This window comes from Cupriavidus alkaliphilus (genome assembly GCF_900094595.1).
Lineage (GTDB): Bacteria > Pseudomonadota > Gammaproteobacteria > Burkholderiales > Burkholderiaceae > Cupriavidus > Cupriavidus alkaliphilus.
This window is the reverse complement of sequence record NZ_FMAD01000018.1, coordinates 1-15,458: the sequence shown is the minus strand read 5'-3', so window position 1 is coordinate 15,458 and position 15,458 is coordinate 1. Positions and strand designations below refer to the sequence as shown.

Here is a 15,458-nt window from a genome sequence, read left to right as displayed (position 1 = left end):
TGCGCCGGGACGGGGCGGCGTCAGTTCGTTGCCGCCGACTGCACCGGCGGACTTGCCTTCTCGCGCATCAGCGCATGGGTATCGTCGATCCACTTCTGGAAGCGATCCTGCGCGTGTGCCTTCTGTTGCGGCGTGGTCAGGTTGGCGATCGCCACCGTGAGCGCGATGCCGGCGTTGTTGCCGGCTTCGTGGCTGGCGGCGTGCCGGGCGGGCGGGTTCTGCCAGTATTCGCGGAAGCGGCGCAGCAGGTCGATCACCTGCGCCTTGGGCGGCTGCGTGGCCTGCACGAAGCGCACCATCTTGATCCATTCCTGCTGGCGCGCGACGCGCTCGGCATAGCGTGCCTCGGCATTCTGCACCACCGGACCGACCTTGACGCGGATCGCCTTCTCCTGCTCGGGAGAGAAGCCGCCGTAGACCAGGCGGGCGTACTCCATCACCTTGTCGAAGCGCGCTTCCTCGCGCTCGGCCGGGTCCGCGTTGAGGAATTTCTTGCGGTACTTGGCGTTGCCCTCGGCAAACTTCTTTTCCATGCGCGCGATCTGGTCGGGCGTCAGCGTCAGCAGCAGGTCGGCCATGTCGGGCATGGCCTGCTCGAAGGAGCGGCGCGCCAGTTCCTGCGAGGCGTCCTGGAAGTGCGCGACCATCGCCGGCGTGACCGGCTGGCGCACGTCGGCCTTGGCCTCCTGCAGCAGGTTGGCGATTTCCGGTAGCTGCGCCTTGCGGTGCCAGGCAAAGAAGCGCGCGATCGCCTCGCGCGTCAGCGGCTCCTGGGCCGCGGTGACGTCGACATAATTGTCGATCCACCAGTACGCCAGGCGGTCGCCCTGTTGGTAACCGAGCTTCATGGCGCTGCACGCGCACAGGGCCGCGGCGCCCAGAATCACCAAAATGCGCCGGGCCCAGCAATTGTGAAATTCCGAAACCTCGGCCGGTTGGGCAGAAAGCGCCATGTTAAAATCGCCGCGCATTGGAACCGGGCTCGCTCGCTGCCCGCCAGCCGAGTCCTGGCAAGGGTTTGCGGGAAGAGGCGCAGGCCTGGCGGCAAGCTTTTGCCAGCCCCGGCGGCGCCCCTTGCCAAACACCGGGCCCAATATCCGGCCGGCGTTTTCCAGAATATTTTCGGACACACTCACTTAGGGGTCTCCTTGTGAATATCGTCATTCTCGCCGCGGGCATGGGCAAGCGGATGTATTCCGATTTGCCCAAGGTGCTGCACCCGGTAGCCGGGCGGCCCATGCTCGCGCATGTCCTGGATACGGCCCGTGCGCTGTCGCCGTCGCGGCTGGTGGTCGTGGTCGGCCACGGCGCCGCGCGCGTGCGCGAGGCGGTGGCCGCTGACGATGTCGCCTTCGCCGAGCAGTCCCAGCAACTGGGCACGGGCCATGCGGTGATGCAGGCACTTCCCTTGTTGGACGACAACCAGCCTACGTTGGTTCTCTACGGTGACGTGCCGCTCACCAGCGCGGCGACGCTGCAGGCACTGGTGGCCGAGGCCGGCGCGCAGCGCTTTGGCGTGCTCACCGTGGAAATGCCCGACCCGACCGGCTACGGCCGCATCGTGCGCGACGCGGCGGGCAGCATCGTCCGCATTGTCGAGCAAAAGGACGCGACCGAAGCCGAGAAGGCCATCCGCGAAATCAACACCGGCATCATCGTGTGCCCGACCGGCCACCTGCGCAAGTGGCTGTCGACGCTGCGCAACGACAATGCCCAGGGCGAGTACTACCTGACCGACACCGTCGAGCGCGCCGTCGCCGACGGCGTCGAAACCGTTTCGGCACAGCCTGCCGCGGTCTGGGAGACGCTGGGCGTCAACAGCAAGCTGCAACTGGCCGAGGTCGAGCGCATCCACCAGGGCAACCTGGCCCGGCGCCTGCTCGAAGCCGGCGTGACGCTGCTGGACCCGGCCCGCATCGACGTGCGCGGCGAGCTCACCTGCGGGCGCGATGTCACCATCGACGTCGGCTGCGTGTTCGAGGGCCGCGTGCACCTCGAGGACGGCGTGCGCATCGGCGCGCATTGCGTGGTCCGCAACAGCACCGTCGGCGCCGGCGCGCAGCTGCACCCGTTCTGCCATGTCGACGAGGCCAAGGTCGGGCCCGCGGGCCGCATCGGGCCGTACGCGCGCCTGCGTCCCGGCACCGAGCTGGGCGAGGACGTGCATATCGGCAACTTCGTCGAGGTCAAGAATGCACAGGTGGCTGCACACAGCAAGGCCAACCACCTGGCCTATGTGGGCGACGCCACGGTGGGGTCGCGCGTCAATATTGGCGCGGGTACCATCACCTGCAACTATGACGGGGTGAACAAGCACCGCACCGTGATCGAGGACGATGTCTTCATCGGCTCCGACACGCAGCTGGTGGCGCCGGTGACGGTGCGCCGCGGCGCCACGCTGGGCGCCGGCACCACGCTCACCAAGGAGGCCCCGGCCGACAAGCTGACGCTGTCGCGGGCCAAGCAGCTGACCATCGACGCCTGGCAGCGTCCGGTCAAGCAGCCGAAGCAGTAAGCACCAGGGGCCGCTTGCACCAGGCGGCGCCACAGGATTCATACCGGCGCCAGTGGCCAGAGGGCAGGCGCCAGCAAACGGGGGTTCAGCATGTGTGGCATCGTCGGCGCGGTTTCCACGCGCAACATCGTTCCGGTCCTGATCGAAGGGCTGCGCCGCCTGGAGTATCGCGGCTATGACTCGTGCGGCGTCGCCGTCGTGCGCGACGATGCGGTCGAGCGCGCGCGCACCGTGTCGCGCGTCGCCGACCTCGACGCGCAGACGCAGGCGTCCGGCCTGTCCGGCTTCACCGGCGTGGCGCATACGCGCTGGGCCACGCACGGCAAGCCCGACACCGTCAACGCCCACCCGCACCTGTCGGGCGAGACCATCGCGCTGGTGCACAACGGCATCATCGAGAACTACGAGCCGCTGCGCGAAGAGCTGCGCGCGGTCGGCTACGGCTTCGAGTCGCAGACCGATACCGAGGTGGTCGCCCACCTGATCCACCAGGCCTACAGCTATCCCAGCAGCGCCACCCGCGGCGACCTGTTCGCCTCGGTGCGCGCGGTCACCAAGCGCCTGCACGGCGCCTACGCCATCGCGGTATTCGCCAAGGACCAGCCCGGCCGCGTGGTCGGCGCCCGCGCCGGCTCGCCGCTGGTGGTGGCGCTGGGCGAGAACGAATCCTTCCTGGCGTCCGACGCGCTGGCGGTGGCCGGAACCGCCAACCGCATCATCTACCTGGAAGAGGGCGATGTGGTCGAGATCACGCTGGACGGCGTGACCATCCACGACGCCAGCGACCACCCGGTCGAGCGCGAAGCGCGCCTGGTCGAAGCCCACGCCGCCTCGGTAGACCTGGGCCCGTACCGCCACTTCATGCAGAAGGAAATCTTCGAGCAGCCGCGCGCGCTGGGCGACACCCTCGAGGGCGTCGAAGGCCTGTCGCCGGACCTGTTCGGCGACAAGGCCGCCGAGGTCTTCGCCGGCATCGACAGCGTGCTGATCCTGGCCTGCGGCACGAGCTACTATTCCGGCTGCACCGCGAAGTACTGGCTCGAGAGCATCGCCAAGATCCCGACCCAGGTCGAGGTCGCCAGCGAATACCGCTACCGCGACACCGTGCCCAATCCGCGCGCGCTGGTGGTGGTGATCTCGCAATCGGGCGAAACCGCCGACACCATGGCCGCGCTGCGCCATGCGCGCGCGCTCGGCCACGTCCATACGCTGGCGGTCTGCAACGTCGCCACCAGCGCGATGGTGCGCGAGACCGAGCTGCGCTTCCTGACCCGCGCCGGCACCGAGATCGGCGTGGCCTCGACCAAGGCCTTCACCACGCAACTGGCCGCGCTCTACATGCTGACGCTGTCGCTGGCCAAGACCCGCGGCCTGCTGACCGAGGAGGCCGAAGCCAGGGCGCTGACCAACCTGCGCCACCTGCCGGCCGCGCTGCACGGCGTGCTGGCGCTGGAGCCCCAGATCATCGCCTGGTCCGAGGATTTCGCCCGCCGCGAGAACGCGCTGTTCCTCGGCCGCGGACTGCATTACCCGATCGCGCTGGAGGGTGCGCTCAAGCTCAAGGAAATCTCGTATATCCACGCCGAGGCCTACCCGGCCGGCGAGCTCAAGCACGGCCCGCTGGCGCTGGTCACCGAAGCCATGCCGGTGGTCACCGTCGCCCCCAACGACGCGCTGCTGGAAAAGCTCAAGTCCAACATCCAGGAAGTGCGCGCGCGCGGCGGCCGCCTGTACGTGTTTGCCGACAGCGACACGCAGATCCAGTCGTCCGACGGCATCCAGGTGATCCGCATGCCGGAGCACTATGGCGACCTCTCCCCGATCCTGCATGTGGTGCCGCTGCAGCTGCTGGCGTACCACACCGCCTGCGCGCGCGGCACTGACGTGGACAAGCCGCGCAACCTGGCAAAGTCCGTGACGGTGGAGTAAGGCAGCCGACGCTGGGCAAGGGACTGGCTGCGGACGGTGTTCCGCGCCGGACATTGCCATGCCGGAACAACAGGGAAAGCGCCATTCAGGCGCTTTTCTTTTGCCCGTCGGCTCCCTCAGGAACCCGTCCGTGCCGCTGGCAAAAATCGTTTGACCCTGACGTAGCGGCAGGGTCGAGCATCAATGCTTTCTCCACAACCGGAAGCCAACATGCTCGACCATCCCGCCCCCGGCGGCACGCCGCCCAGCCGGTCCGCGCTGACCATGGCCCTGGCCCGTGCGGCACACCAGCTGCTCGATACGCCAACCTTGCTGGAAGACCCGTTCGTCTTCGATGTGCTTGGCAGTAGCTTGGCCCGCCAGACCATTGCCGACCCCTTTCCCTGCAACGCGCCCATGATGCGCACGCTGCGCGCAGCGGTTGTCGCCCGCAGCCGCTTTGCGGAGGATCGCCTGAGGGCTGGCCTGAGCGCAGGGGTGCGCCAAGTGGTGATCCTTGGCGCGGGGCTGGACACCTTGTCGCTGCGGATTCCGACTGACACGCAATGCGTGGAAATCGACCGCGGCGAAGCCCAGCGCTGGAAGCTGGACCGCCTCCGCGAAAGCGGCATTGCGCTGCCGTCCCATGTCGCGTTCGTCGCGGCCGACCTGGCCGCCACCCGCCTGCCCGAGTTGCTGGCATGCCACGGCATCCGCCCCGACGCAGCGACCTTCTTCAGCTGCCTGGGGGTGTTGCCTTATCTGGACGCAGCCGCGGCCATGCGCGTCATCGAAGCGGTCGCAGCGCATGCGTCGGGCAGTGAAATCGTGTTCGATGCGCGCGTGCCGCGCGCTTCGCTGTCGCCGGTCGAACGGTGGATGGACGAGATCGCAGCGCAGTCGTTCGCCGCTTCCGGAGAACCATGGCTGAGCGATTTCGATCCCGACACGCTGCGGACGACGCTGAGCGAGCGCGGGTTTAGCGAAGTGGAATGCCTGTCCGCCGACGCACTCAATGTCCGCTACTTTGCGCGCCGGCGCGACGGCTTGCAGACCGTGGGCGGCGGGTTGCGCCTGTACCGCGCTACGGTAGGATGATGCCCCGCATCGATTGATTTCTTCAGGACAGACCGTTGTGCGGCTAAAAGTTGGCGAACTCGCAAAGCGTGCGGGGCTCACCGTACGCACCTTGCACCACTACGACCGGCTTGGCTTGCTCAAGCCTTCGGTTCGCTCGGAATCGGGATACCGGCTTTACGGCCAGAACGACCTCCATCGCCTGCAGCAGATCCTGTCGCTCAGGCAACTCGATATCCCGCTCGAGGAAATCCGACAGGTTCTGGATGCGGGAACATTGACCACGGCTTCCCTGCTTGCCGCGCAACTGACCCGCGTGGACGCGGAGATCAGCCGGCAGATGCAGCTGCGCGGCGAGCTGTTGCGGATCCAGGAGGCGCTGGCTCTGGACGGCGAGCCGTCCGAAGCCGCATGCCTGCGCACGCTCGAAGCCATCTCGGTCTATCGGAGATACCTGGGCGACGAAGCGCGGGCGCTGCCTTTGCTGGGCAGCGGCGGCAAGCTGGCCGCAAGCTGGCAGCTTCGTATCGATACCATGCGCGCGCTGTTCGAGCAGAACCAGCCCGCGCATGGCGCCAGGGCTCGCACCGCGGCGCGCCACTGGTTCGCGCAGGTGGAAAAGGACACGCGCTCGCGCGCTGCGATGTTCGTGCGCCTGGACCACCTGTTTGCGGAACAAGGCCCTGCATTGCCCCACACCGGCGTCACGCCGGCGCTGGGCGAGTACATCCTGCAGGCGTTTTCCGAATACCGGTTGTCGATCTACCGGAAGTACCTGGCACCCAGTGACTATCGGCACCTGCGTCGCCGCTATGCGCGGGTCATGCGACGCTGGCCGGCGCTGCTCGGCGAACTCGAGTCGCATCTCGCCGCCGGCAATGCGCCCGGGCACAGTGCGGTACAAGGCCTGGCGCAAGCCTGGCTGTCGATGCGAAGGGAACTGGCGGGGAGCGATGCCGCGATGGCGGCAATGCGGCAGGCGGAAGATTACGAAGCGGAACTGCGTGTCGGTACCTGGCTCCATCCGCGTTTGCTTGCGTACTTGAAGCACGCTGTCGCGGCAGCCCTGGCGCAAGCGGAATGATCGGCATCTGAAGGGCCGTCTCCGCTGGCCCCCGCCTGTAACAGGCCACCACACCAGGCAAAGCTCGCGCCAGCGCCTGACCGCGCGCCTGCCCGCGGTGGCTGCGGGCTGAGCCGCATCACGCCGGGCCTATGGCGCCGGCCTCTCCGGCCCGCACCGGCCCGCACCGGCCCGCACCGGCCCGATCTAGGCGCCGGTCTGCGCCACCGCTTCATGCACCAGCGCCGCGAACACGCGCATGGCCGGCGACGGGGTGCGCCCGGCCAGCGTGACGATGCCGTACTGCGCCTTCAACGCGGTGGGCGGGTGCATCGGCAGGGCCACGGCCAGGCGCTGCGCGCACGCCTCGGCCATCATCGCCACCGGCACCAGCGCCACGGCATCGACCGCCAGCAGTAGCGCGCGCAACGCATGCATGTCGTTGCAGGTGACGCTCATCAGCCCGGGCTCATCCTCCGGCAGCGGGCCGCTGGCGCCGCTGGCCTCGTGCAAGGCCTGGCGGAAATAGCGCACGATATGCGGCGGCAACCGGGTACCGGCCACTGGATAGGCGCGCAGATCGGCCAGGGTGACCTGGCGCTGCCGGGTCAGCGGATGGCCGCTGCGCACGAAGAATGCCGTTTCCAGTGCCGGCAGCCGGTCGATCTGCAGGTGTGCCAGTTCCGCCAGGCTGCGGCTTTCGCCGACAAAGACATCGAGCTGCTCGGCTTCGAGCGAGCGCCGCATCGCGGGCGTGTCGGCGGTCTCGAGGTCGATGCGCAGCCGCGGATAGCGGCGCACCAGCGCCTCCAGCACCGGGTCCAGCAGGAACGAGGCCGCAAACGGCCCGAAGCCGGCGCGGATTGAGCCGACTTCCACGTCCTCGAGCAGTTGCAGGTCGCGCCGCAGTTCGCGCTGCTCGCGCAGCATGCGGCGCGCGCGCGCCAGCGCCAGCATGCCCGCGGCGGTGGGCCGCACCTTGCCGTAGCTGCGGTCGATCAGCGTGCCCAGATCAGATTCGAGCGCCTGGATGCTGCGCGTCAGCGCCGGCTGCGACAGATGCAGCGCGGCGGCGGCGCGCGCGAAGCTGCCTTGCTCGACCAGGGTGACGAAGTGATGCAGCTGCCTCAAGCCCATGAATTAACCATTAACGCATCAAAAACTGAAAAATATTGCATTGGACGTAAGTTCTCAAGCCCACTAAGGTTGTTCTCCAAAATCAAAACCGATCTGGAGACAACATGAACCGACGCGCATGGCTGACGCTGGCCACTGGCGGCCTGGTCGCCGGGCTTTCGCTCGGCGTGGCCCTGCCGGCCGCGGCCCAGGCCTATCCCGCCAAGCCGATCCGCATCGTCGTGCCCTATGTGGCCGGCGGCGGTACCGACACCATTGCCCGCGCCATGGGCGAAAAGCTGAGCAAGCGGCTGGGGCAGCCGGTGGTCGTCGACAACAAGGCCGGCGCTTCCGGCATCATCGGCACCGACGCCGTGGCCAAGGCCACGCCCGATGGCTACACGCTGCTGATGACGCTGACGCAGTCAGTGCTGACCAACCAGTTCCTGTTCCAGAAACTGCCCTACGATCCGCGCAAGGACCTGAGCATGATCAGCGTGCTGGCCGATGCGCAACTGGTGCTGGTGACCCACCCCTCGGTGCCGGCGCGCACCGTGCGCGAGCTGGGCGAATACGCGCGCAGCCGGCCGGGCAAGCTGAGCTATGCCTCGTGGGGCGTGGGCTCGCTGTCGCACCTGAGCGGCGCCTACTACAGCAAGCTGGTGCACGGCGAGGCCACGCACGTGCCCTACAAGGGCGAGGCGCCGATGCTGCAGGACCTGCTCGGCGGGCAGGTGCAGTTTGGCTTCGCCAGCATCCTCACCGCCAAGCCCTACATCCAGAGCGGCAAGCTCAAGGCGCTGGCGGTGACCGGCACGCAGCGCAGCAGCGCGCTACCCGACATGCCCACCTTCGCCGAGGCCGGCATGCAGGACAGCGCCTTCAAGACCGTCGGCTGGATCGGCCTGGTGGCGCCGGTAGGCGTGCCGGCACCGATCCTGGCCCGGCTCGAGAGCGAGGTGCGCGCCATCCTGCAGACTCCCGAGATGCAGGAGCGCATGGTCACGCTGGGGCTGCGCACCGTCGGCAGCTCGCCGGCCGAGGCGCAGGCGCTCTATGCGCGCGACTGGCCGGTGCTGAAGACGCTGGTGGCGGATTCGGGCGCGAAGCTGGACTGAAATTCAACGATGGCAACGCCCATGGCGGGCGCCGCGGCAAACACCGCGGCGCCCGCTTTTTTTTGTGACGATGTCGTGCAGGGCGCTTATGAAAACCGAATAAAAACCATTGGCATTCGCATCCGCAAGCAGGCGGGAAAATAAAGAATCCGTGCGGCAAGAACGCCGCTGCGCGGGCCCGCATTGCTTGATGTCCGCTTGTGCGGGACTACCATGAAGTCACGGCGGCTGATTCGCCGTGGCGTTGCTGTGGTCGTGCCATCGCGACATCGTGTGTCCCCGTTGCAGGGGGCATTGGGGGAATGCCATGAAGACCGACAAGAAGGTAATCCAGTTGCTGAACGCACAGCTGCGGCATGAGCTGACCGCCATCAACCAGTACTTCCTGCATGCCCGCATGTACCGGCACTGGGGGCTGCGCGCGCTGGGCAAGCATGAGTACGAGGAATCGATCGAGGAAATGAAGCACGCCGACAAGCTGATCGAGCGCATCCTGCTGCTCGACGGCTTGCCCAACCTGCAGGACCTCGACAAGCTGCTGGTCGGCGAGAACACCGAAGAGATGCTCGGCTGCGACCTGAAGCTGGAGCAGGTGTCGCAGGCCAGCTGCAAGGACGCGATCAAGTATTTCGAGTCGGTCGGCGATTATGTCTCGCGCCAGCTGGTGGTCGATATCCTCGAGGACACCGAGGAACATATCGACTGGCTCGAAGCGCAGCTGGAGCTGGTGCGCAAGGTCGGCTTGCAGAACTACATCCAGTCCGCCATGGGCGAGATCGAGGGCTGAGCCGGCGCACCGCGCGGTCTCCTGCAAAGATTTCCATTTCCCGCTACACTGCGGCCCGCAGCACGTCGCGCCGTTCCGGCGCGATGTCAGCGGCGGGGTGGCAGAGTGGTTATGCAACGGCCTGCAAAGCCGTGTACGACGGTTCGATTCCGGATCCCCGCCTCCATCTTCCTGCTCGGGCGCATTGCGCCCGGCGCGCCTGCGCCTTCGCGCGCGAGCTCTCCGCTTTCCTTTTGTTACGCGCCTGTCATCGACGTGCGCCATGACTGCGGCGTGCTGTGCCGCGCGCGCCCTGACCGGTATGCCGCATCGGTTCCGGACACCCGTTTATCCCCAATGGATCAACAGCAGCGAATCAGGTAATGTTGCCCGACAGGCCCGCCGGCCTGCATGCAACCCGTGCCGCCAGTTGGCGGCACCGCCATGTACGGGCTTCCATGGCGTTTCCCTTCGCGAGGCAGTGTGACAATCAGAGGCTCCAGATGATGAAAGACCTGCGCATCCGCGTGGCCGTGCCGACGGACGCTCCCGCCGTGGGAGAGGTGCTGGAACGGTGCGGGCTGTCGGTGGACGGCGTGCCGCGCCTGCTCGAGCATTTCCACGTTGCCATCCTGGGCGCGCAGATCATCGGCTGCGCCGCCGGCGAGCGCTGCGGCGACACCGTGGTGATCCGTTCCGTGGCCGTGCTGCCCGAACACCGCGACCAGGGCGTAGCCACCCACGTGGTGCGTGCCGCGCTGATGCGTGCCCGCGCCAACGGCGCGCAACGGGCGGTGCTGCTGGCCTCCAGCTGTCCCAGCTACTTCGCGCGCTATGGCTTTACGCTGGTGCCGGCGGCGAAGCTGCCGCCCGAGGTCATGGCATCGAGCGAATTCCACCGCGCCGCGGAGACGCCGCCGCTATGCATGTGGTGCGAGCTGAGCTGATCGCGCGCAAGCCGATGGCGGGCCGCTGCGCTCGCCTCGGTGGTCGTCCCAGTGGTCGTCTCAGTGATCGCCGTCGCAGCGGCTGATCTCCACCGTCACGTGCACCAGTTCCTCGTGCACCGACAGCGCCTCGCGCACGCGCTGCGGCGTCAGTGCGGCATCATGCGTAACCAGGCAGACGATGCAGGCAAAGTGCTGCCGGCCCACGCGCCACACATGCAGGTCGGACACGCGGGTGCTTTCGTCGCCGTGATCCAGCCCGGCCAGCACCTCGCGCACCTCGTCGACCACCGGATGGTCCATCTCGCGGTCCAGCAGCACCGTACCGCTCTGGCGCAGCAGGCCGATGGCCCAGCGGCCGACCAGCACCGCGCCCACCAGTCCCATTACCGGGTCCAGCCAGTTCCAGCCCAGCCACCAGCCACCGGCGAGCGCGACGATCGCCAGCACTGAGGTGGCGGCATCGGCCAGCACGTGCACATAGGCGGCGCGCAGGTTGAGGTCATGGTGGTGGTGGCCGTGGTCGTGGCCGTGATGGTGACCATGGTCATGGCCGTGGTCGTGGCCATGCGCATGGCCGCCCAGGATCAGCGCGCAGCCGAGGTTGACCAGCAGCCCCAGCGCGGTCACGCCCATCGCCTCGCGATAGTGGATGGCCTGCGGCGTGAACAGCCGCTCGACCGATCCCGCCGCCATCAGCGCGGCAATGCCCAGCAGGAACACCGCGCTGGCAAAGCCCGCCAGCACTTCGATCTTCCAGGTGCCGAAGGCAAAGCGCCAGTCGCCGGCGTAGCGCCGCGCGGCGGCATAGGCGAAGGCGGACAGGCCGATCGCCAGCGCGTGCGAGCTCATGTGCCAGCCATCGGCCAGCAGTGCCATCGAGTTGAACCAGAGCCCGGCGGCGATCTCGGCCACCATGGTGATGGCGGTGATCACCATGACCAGGCGCGTGCCGCGCTCGGCGGCGCGGTTGCCGGCGTCGAAGGCGTGGCTGTGGGTCCAGGCGGAAAGGTCTTGGGTGTGCATGGGAAATACGTGCGTTGCGCTTGAAGACTTGGTGAATCGTCGGGCACGGAGCCGGGCAGGCCCAAGGGTAGCAGAGACCCGTGCGCGTGCCGCGGCATCCCCGACGCCATCAGGGGCGGGTTTGGGTGCGGTCAGGAACGGGCGCGCAGGTATTGCGAGTGTGTGCCTTATACACAACAAGATTGCCGCGAGAGTCGTAAGGAATCTTTTCTTTCGCTTACATACATTCGTGAATGGATGTATGATGCAGCGAAAAATTCACGTCCCCGTCATATCTTTGTTGACCGTACCGAGATGAGCTATCGCTTTATTGCCACCTGTCTTGCCGCCTGGGTAGGCGTTTGCGCCACCGCGGGCTGGCTGGTCGAGCGTCTCTGGAGCTGAGCGCCGGCCAGGCCGCCTCCCTCTGCCTCAAGCCGCCTGCCGCGCCTGCGCCAGGCTGTCAAAGAACTGCCACAACTGCGGCGCATCGCCGGTGGCCACGTTGAAGCGGATCCAGGGCGAGTCGGTTTCGTCCGGCTCGAAATACGATCCGGGCGCCAGCCAGATGCCATGCTCCAGCGCCATCGTGGCAAGCCGGTTGCCGAGCAGCGGGCCGCCGCGCCGGCTGGCCAGCCAGCGCGCCTGCACCGCCTCGTTCAGGCGCGCCCATGCGAACATCCCTCCTTCCGGGCGCAGCAGCACCTCGAGCCCGTGCGCTTCCATCTTTTCCGTGACGCGGTCCTGCTGCGCGCGCAGCCGCTCGGACAATGCCGCCACATGGCGGCCGTAGTGGCCGCTGGTCAGCACCGAATAGACCAGCCGCTCCGTCACCTCCGATGAGGTCAGGCCGACCGCCATCTTGGTGCGCGCGAAGGCCTTGGCCAGGTCCGGGCTGGCGGCCAGGTAGCCGACCCGCAGCGACGGCGTGATGGTCTTGGAAAAGCCGTTGACATAGACCACCTGCGACAGCCCGTCCATGGCCGCCAGCATCGGCGAGCCGGCCGGGGCCAGCTCGCGGTAGATATCGTCCTCGACCACCAGCAGCCGGTGCTGCTCGGCCAGCTGCAGCACGCGGAAGGCGTTCATGCTGGTCAGGCTGGCGCCGGTCGGGTTCTGCAGCACCGTGTTGATGAACAGCGCGCGCGGGGCGTGGGCACGCAGCGCATCCTCGAGCGCGTCGGTGTCCAGCCCCGCCGCCGTGCGCGGCACGCCGACCACGCGCAGCCCGGCCAGCCGCAGGATCTGCAGCAGGTTGCAGTAGCAGGGCGATTCCACCAGCACGGTATCGCCGGCGCGCAGCAGCGTGCGCACCACCAGGTCGAGCGCCTGCGTCGCGCCCTGGGTCAGCACCACCTGCTGCGCCTGCAGCGGGATGCCGTACTGGCCCAGGCCCGCGGCAATGTGCTCGCGCAGCGGCGCAAAACCGTACGGATGGCCGTAGCCCGACAGCTGCGCCGCCGGCACGCGGGCCGAGGCGCGCATGGCCTGGTGCAGGCCTTCCTCGTTGAGCCAGTCGCCCGGCAGCCAGCCGGCGCCGGCCTTGATCGGCACCGAATGGTCGGCAAAGACGTCCTGCAGCAGCCAGGCCGCGTTCAGTCCCGGCGCCTCCCATTGCGGCGCGCGCGCATTGCCGGCCGGGGCGTGGCGGTGCGCCACGGTGTAGCCCGAGCCGGGCCGCGCGGCCAGGTAGCCGAGCGCGGTCAGCCGCCCGTAGGCCTCGGCCACGGTGAAGGTGCTGACATGGTGGTGCTGGGCGAAGCGCCGCACCGACGGCAGCGCCGCCCCGGCGCGCAGCGCGCGCTGCTCCACCAGCGCGGCGATGCCGGCGACGATCTGCTCGGTCAGGGTGTCGCCGTCGCGGCGGCTGCGGGTCAGGTTCAGGGTCAGCATCGGGCACTCGGACGGGCGTGGACCTGTACAGTTTAGCGGCTGGCGGCACGCTCGCGGCCGATGGCGTCCCGTCCCGCGAAAATTGCCGCAGTGCAGCGTGGCATGCCCTGCGGCGGCAGGGGGCGGGGCGCGGCCAAGCGCCCCGGAGCAACACCAACGGGCCGCTTGCCTGTACGGTTTGGTGTGGTCAAACTGTACGGTAAGGCGCGGTTGTCCGGACTGTATATTTTGTCGGCCAGCCGCCGCCGGTAGAGTGGCCTTCATCGCCGCCGCTGCCCCCAGCGCGGCGCCGCCCACCGACCCGATTCCCCCAGGAGAACGTATGGACGCCGCCAAGACCGTGATTCCCGATCTCGATGCGCTGTGGATGCCCTTCACCGCCAACCGCCAGTACAAGGCGGCGCCGCGCCTGCTGGCGTCGGCCAGCGGCATGTACTACACCACCCACGATGGCCGCCAGATCCTGGACGGTTGCGCCGGCCTGTGGTGCGTGGCGGCCGGCCACTGCCGCAAGGAAATCGCCGAGGCGGTGGCGCGCCAGGCGGCCACGCTGGACTATGCGCCGCCGTTCCAGATGGGCCATCCGTTGTCGTTCGAGGCCGCCACCAAGGTGGCGGCGATCATGCCGCAGGGGCTGGACCGCATCTTCTTCACCAACTCGGGCTCGGAGTCGGTCGACACCGCGCTGAAGATCGCGCTGGCCTACCACCGCGCGCGCGGCGAAGGCCAGCGCACGCGCTTTATCGGCCGCGAGCGCGGCTACCACGGCGTCGGCTTCGGCGGCATGGCGGTGGGCGGCATCGGCCCGAACCGCAAGGCCTTCTCGGCCAACCTGATGCCGGGCACCGACCACCTGCCGGCCACGTTCAACCTCGCCGAGGCCGCTTTCTCCAAGGGCCAGCCGCAATGGGGCGCGCACCTGGCCGACGAGCTCGAGCGCATCCTGGCGCTGCATGACCCGGCCAACGTCGCCGCGGTGATCGTCGAGCCGCTGGCGGGCTCAGCCGGCGTGCTGGTGCCGCCGGTCGGCTACCTGGAAAAGCTGCGCGAGATCACCAGCCGCCACGGCATCCTGCTGATCTTCGACGAGGTCATCACCGCCTTCGGCCGCCTTGGCGCGGCCACCGCGGCCGAGCGTTTCAACGTGACGCCGGACCTGATCACCATGGCCAAGGCGATCAACAACGCCGCGGTGCCGATGGGCGCCGTCGCCGTGCGCCGCGAAGTGCATGACGCCGTGGTCAATTCGGCCGCGCCGGGCACGATCGAGCTGCTGCACGGCTATACCTACTCGGGCCATCCGGTTGCCGCGGCGGCGACGATCGCCACGCTCGACCTGTACCAGCGCGAGAACCTCTTCGGCCGCGCCGCCGAACTGGCGCCGGTATTTGAAGCCGCGGCGCACGGCGTGCGCGGCGCGCCGCACGTGAAGGACATCCGCAATTACGGGCTGGTGGCCGGCATCGAGCTGGAATCGCGTCCGGGCCAGCCGGGCGCGCGCGCCTACGAGGCCTTCCTCAAGTGCCTGGAGCTGGGCGTGCTGGTGCGCTACACCGGCGACATCCTGGCGTTCTCGCCGCCGCTGATCATCTCGGAAGCGCAGATCGGCGAGCTGTTCGATACGGTGAAGAAGGCGCTGCAGGACATCAAGTAAGGGACATCGAGCAAGCGGCCCGCGCCGCATCCCATTGCCGCCGGGCCCGCGGGCCCGGCCTCCCTGATTGCACACCGGGGCGCGCCGTGTTGCGCGCCGCGGCCATCGAAGGAAACCCCAAGTGAGCATCGCAGAAAACCGGCAACTGGCCGAAGTCCATCATTTCATCGGCGGCACCGTGCGCCGCGCCGGCGGCCAGCGCCAGGCGGATGTGTTCAATCCCGCCACCGGCGAAGTCTCGGCGCGCGTCGCGCTGGGCACCGCGCAGGACGTGGCCGATGCCGTCGCCGCCGCCAAGGCTGCCTTCCCGGCGTGGGCCGACACCCCGCCGCTGCGCCGCGCGCGCATCCTGTTCAAGTTCAAGGAACTGCTGGACCAGCACCACGACGATCTCGC

The 15,458-nt window shown here is 68.2% G+C and carries 14 protein-coding genes and 1 tRNA gene; 11 read left to right on the top strand and 4 right to left on the bottom strand.

The window, feature by feature from the left end:
* Nucleotides 1-20: 20 nt before the first annotated feature.
* On the bottom strand, nucleotides 21-848 hold the full coding sequence (locus tag GA0116996_RS26595) for a DUF6279 family lipoprotein (RefSeq protein ID WP_167355556.1): 828 nt from the start codon (nucleotides 846-848) through the stop codon (nucleotides 21-23).
* Between the two features lie 302 nt (nucleotides 849-1,150).
* Here GA0116996_RS26595 and glmU point away from each other — a divergent pair, with 302 nt between their 5' ends.
* The 4 genes from glmU (at nucleotide 1,151) to GA0116996_RS26575 (ending at nucleotide 6,584) form a co-directional block, all read left to right on the top strand.
* Nucleotides 1,151-2,515 (top strand): bifunctional UDP-N-acetylglucosamine diphosphorylase/glucosamine-1-phosphate N-acetyltransferase GlmU, encoded by a 1,365-nt coding sequence (glmU, locus tag GA0116996_RS26590; protein WP_092317703.1) that lies wholly within the window; start codon nucleotides 1,151-1,153, stop codon nucleotides 2,513-2,515.
* Between the two features lie 90 nt (nucleotides 2,516-2,605).
* Complete coding sequence (gene glmS / locus GA0116996_RS26585) at nucleotides 2,606-4,444, top strand: glutamine--fructose-6-phosphate transaminase (isomerizing) (RefSeq protein WP_092317700.1); 1,839 nt, start codon at nucleotides 2,606-2,608, stop codon at nucleotides 4,442-4,444.
* Nucleotides 4,445-4,654: 210 nt separating this feature from the next.
* Nucleotides 4,655-5,521, top strand: coding sequence for a class I SAM-dependent methyltransferase (locus tag GA0116996_RS26580; protein WP_092317697.1), 867 nt, complete (start codon nucleotides 4,655-4,657; stop codon nucleotides 5,519-5,521).
* 91 nt (nucleotides 5,522-5,612) lie between these two features.
* A complete protein-coding gene (locus GA0116996_RS26575) occupies nucleotides 5,613-6,584 on the top strand; it encodes a MerR family transcriptional regulator (protein WP_244160004.1) in 972 nt (323 codons plus the stop codon).
* A 186-nt stretch (nucleotides 6,585-6,770) separates the two neighbouring features.
* Here the strand turns inward: GA0116996_RS26575 and GA0116996_RS26570 are convergent, their stop codons facing one another.
* Nucleotides 6,771-7,700 carry a LysR family transcriptional regulator gene (locus GA0116996_RS26570; RefSeq protein ID WP_092317691.1) on the bottom strand — a complete coding sequence of 310 codons (930 nt, stop codon included), beginning with the start codon at nucleotides 7,698-7,700 and terminating at the stop codon, nucleotides 6,771-6,773.
* Between the two features lie 104 nt (nucleotides 7,701-7,804).
* On the opposite strand from GA0116996_RS26570, the gene GA0116996_RS26565 reads away from it, so the two are divergent.
* From GA0116996_RS26565 to GA0116996_RS26550, 5 genes are all read left to right on the top strand, one after another.
* Nucleotides 7,805-8,797, top strand: coding sequence for a Bug family tripartite tricarboxylate transporter substrate binding protein (locus GA0116996_RS26565; RefSeq protein ID WP_092317688.1), 993 nt, complete (start codon nucleotides 7,805-7,807; stop codon nucleotides 8,795-8,797).
* A 9-nt stretch (nucleotides 8,798-8,806) separates the two neighbouring features.
* Nucleotides 8,807-8,941, top strand: coding sequence for a hypothetical protein (locus tag GA0116996_RS28560; RefSeq protein ID WP_279615833.1), 135 nt, complete (start codon nucleotides 8,807-8,809; stop codon nucleotides 8,939-8,941).
* Nucleotides 8,942-9,104: 163 nt separating this feature from the next.
* Nucleotides 9,105-9,584 (top strand): bacterioferritin, encoded by a 480-nt coding sequence (gene bfr / locus GA0116996_RS26560; RefSeq protein WP_092317685.1) that lies wholly within the window; start codon nucleotides 9,105-9,107, stop codon nucleotides 9,582-9,584.
* Between the two features lie 91 nt (nucleotides 9,585-9,675).
* Nucleotides 9,676-9,750, top strand: a tRNA-Cys gene (locus tag GA0116996_RS26555).
* A gap of 316 nt (nucleotides 9,751-10,066) precedes the next feature.
* On the top strand, nucleotides 10,067-10,510 hold the full coding sequence (locus GA0116996_RS26550) for a GNAT family N-acetyltransferase (RefSeq protein WP_092317682.1): 444 nt from the start codon (nucleotides 10,067-10,069) through the stop codon (nucleotides 10,508-10,510).
* A 60-nt stretch (nucleotides 10,511-10,570) separates the two neighbouring features.
* Here the strand turns inward: GA0116996_RS26550 and dmeF are convergent, their stop codons facing one another.
* The gene (dmeF, locus tag GA0116996_RS26545; protein ID WP_092317679.1) at nucleotides 10,571-11,536 is read right to left on the bottom strand and encodes a CDF family Co(II)/Ni(II) efflux transporter DmeF; all 966 of its coding nucleotides are present in this window, start codon (nucleotides 11,534-11,536) and stop codon (nucleotides 10,571-10,573) included.
* 411 nt (nucleotides 11,537-11,947) lie between these two features.
* Nucleotides 11,948-13,408 (bottom strand): aminotransferase-like domain-containing protein, encoded by a 1,461-nt coding sequence (locus tag GA0116996_RS26540; protein ID WP_092317676.1) that lies wholly within the window; start codon nucleotides 13,406-13,408, stop codon nucleotides 11,948-11,950.
* A 322-nt stretch (nucleotides 13,409-13,730) separates the two neighbouring features.
* Here GA0116996_RS26540 and aptA point away from each other — a divergent pair, with 322 nt between their 5' ends.
* Complete coding sequence (aptA, locus tag GA0116996_RS26535; RefSeq protein WP_092317673.1) at nucleotides 13,731-15,062, top strand: omega-aminotransferase AptA; 1,332 nt, start codon at nucleotides 13,731-13,733, stop codon at nucleotides 15,060-15,062.
* Nucleotides 15,063-15,183: 121 nt separating this feature from the next.
* Nucleotides 15,184-15,458, top strand: a 275-nt coding sequence (locus tag GA0116996_RS26530) for an aldehyde dehydrogenase family protein (protein WP_141693773.1), incomplete at its 3' end; no start/stop codon positions are given.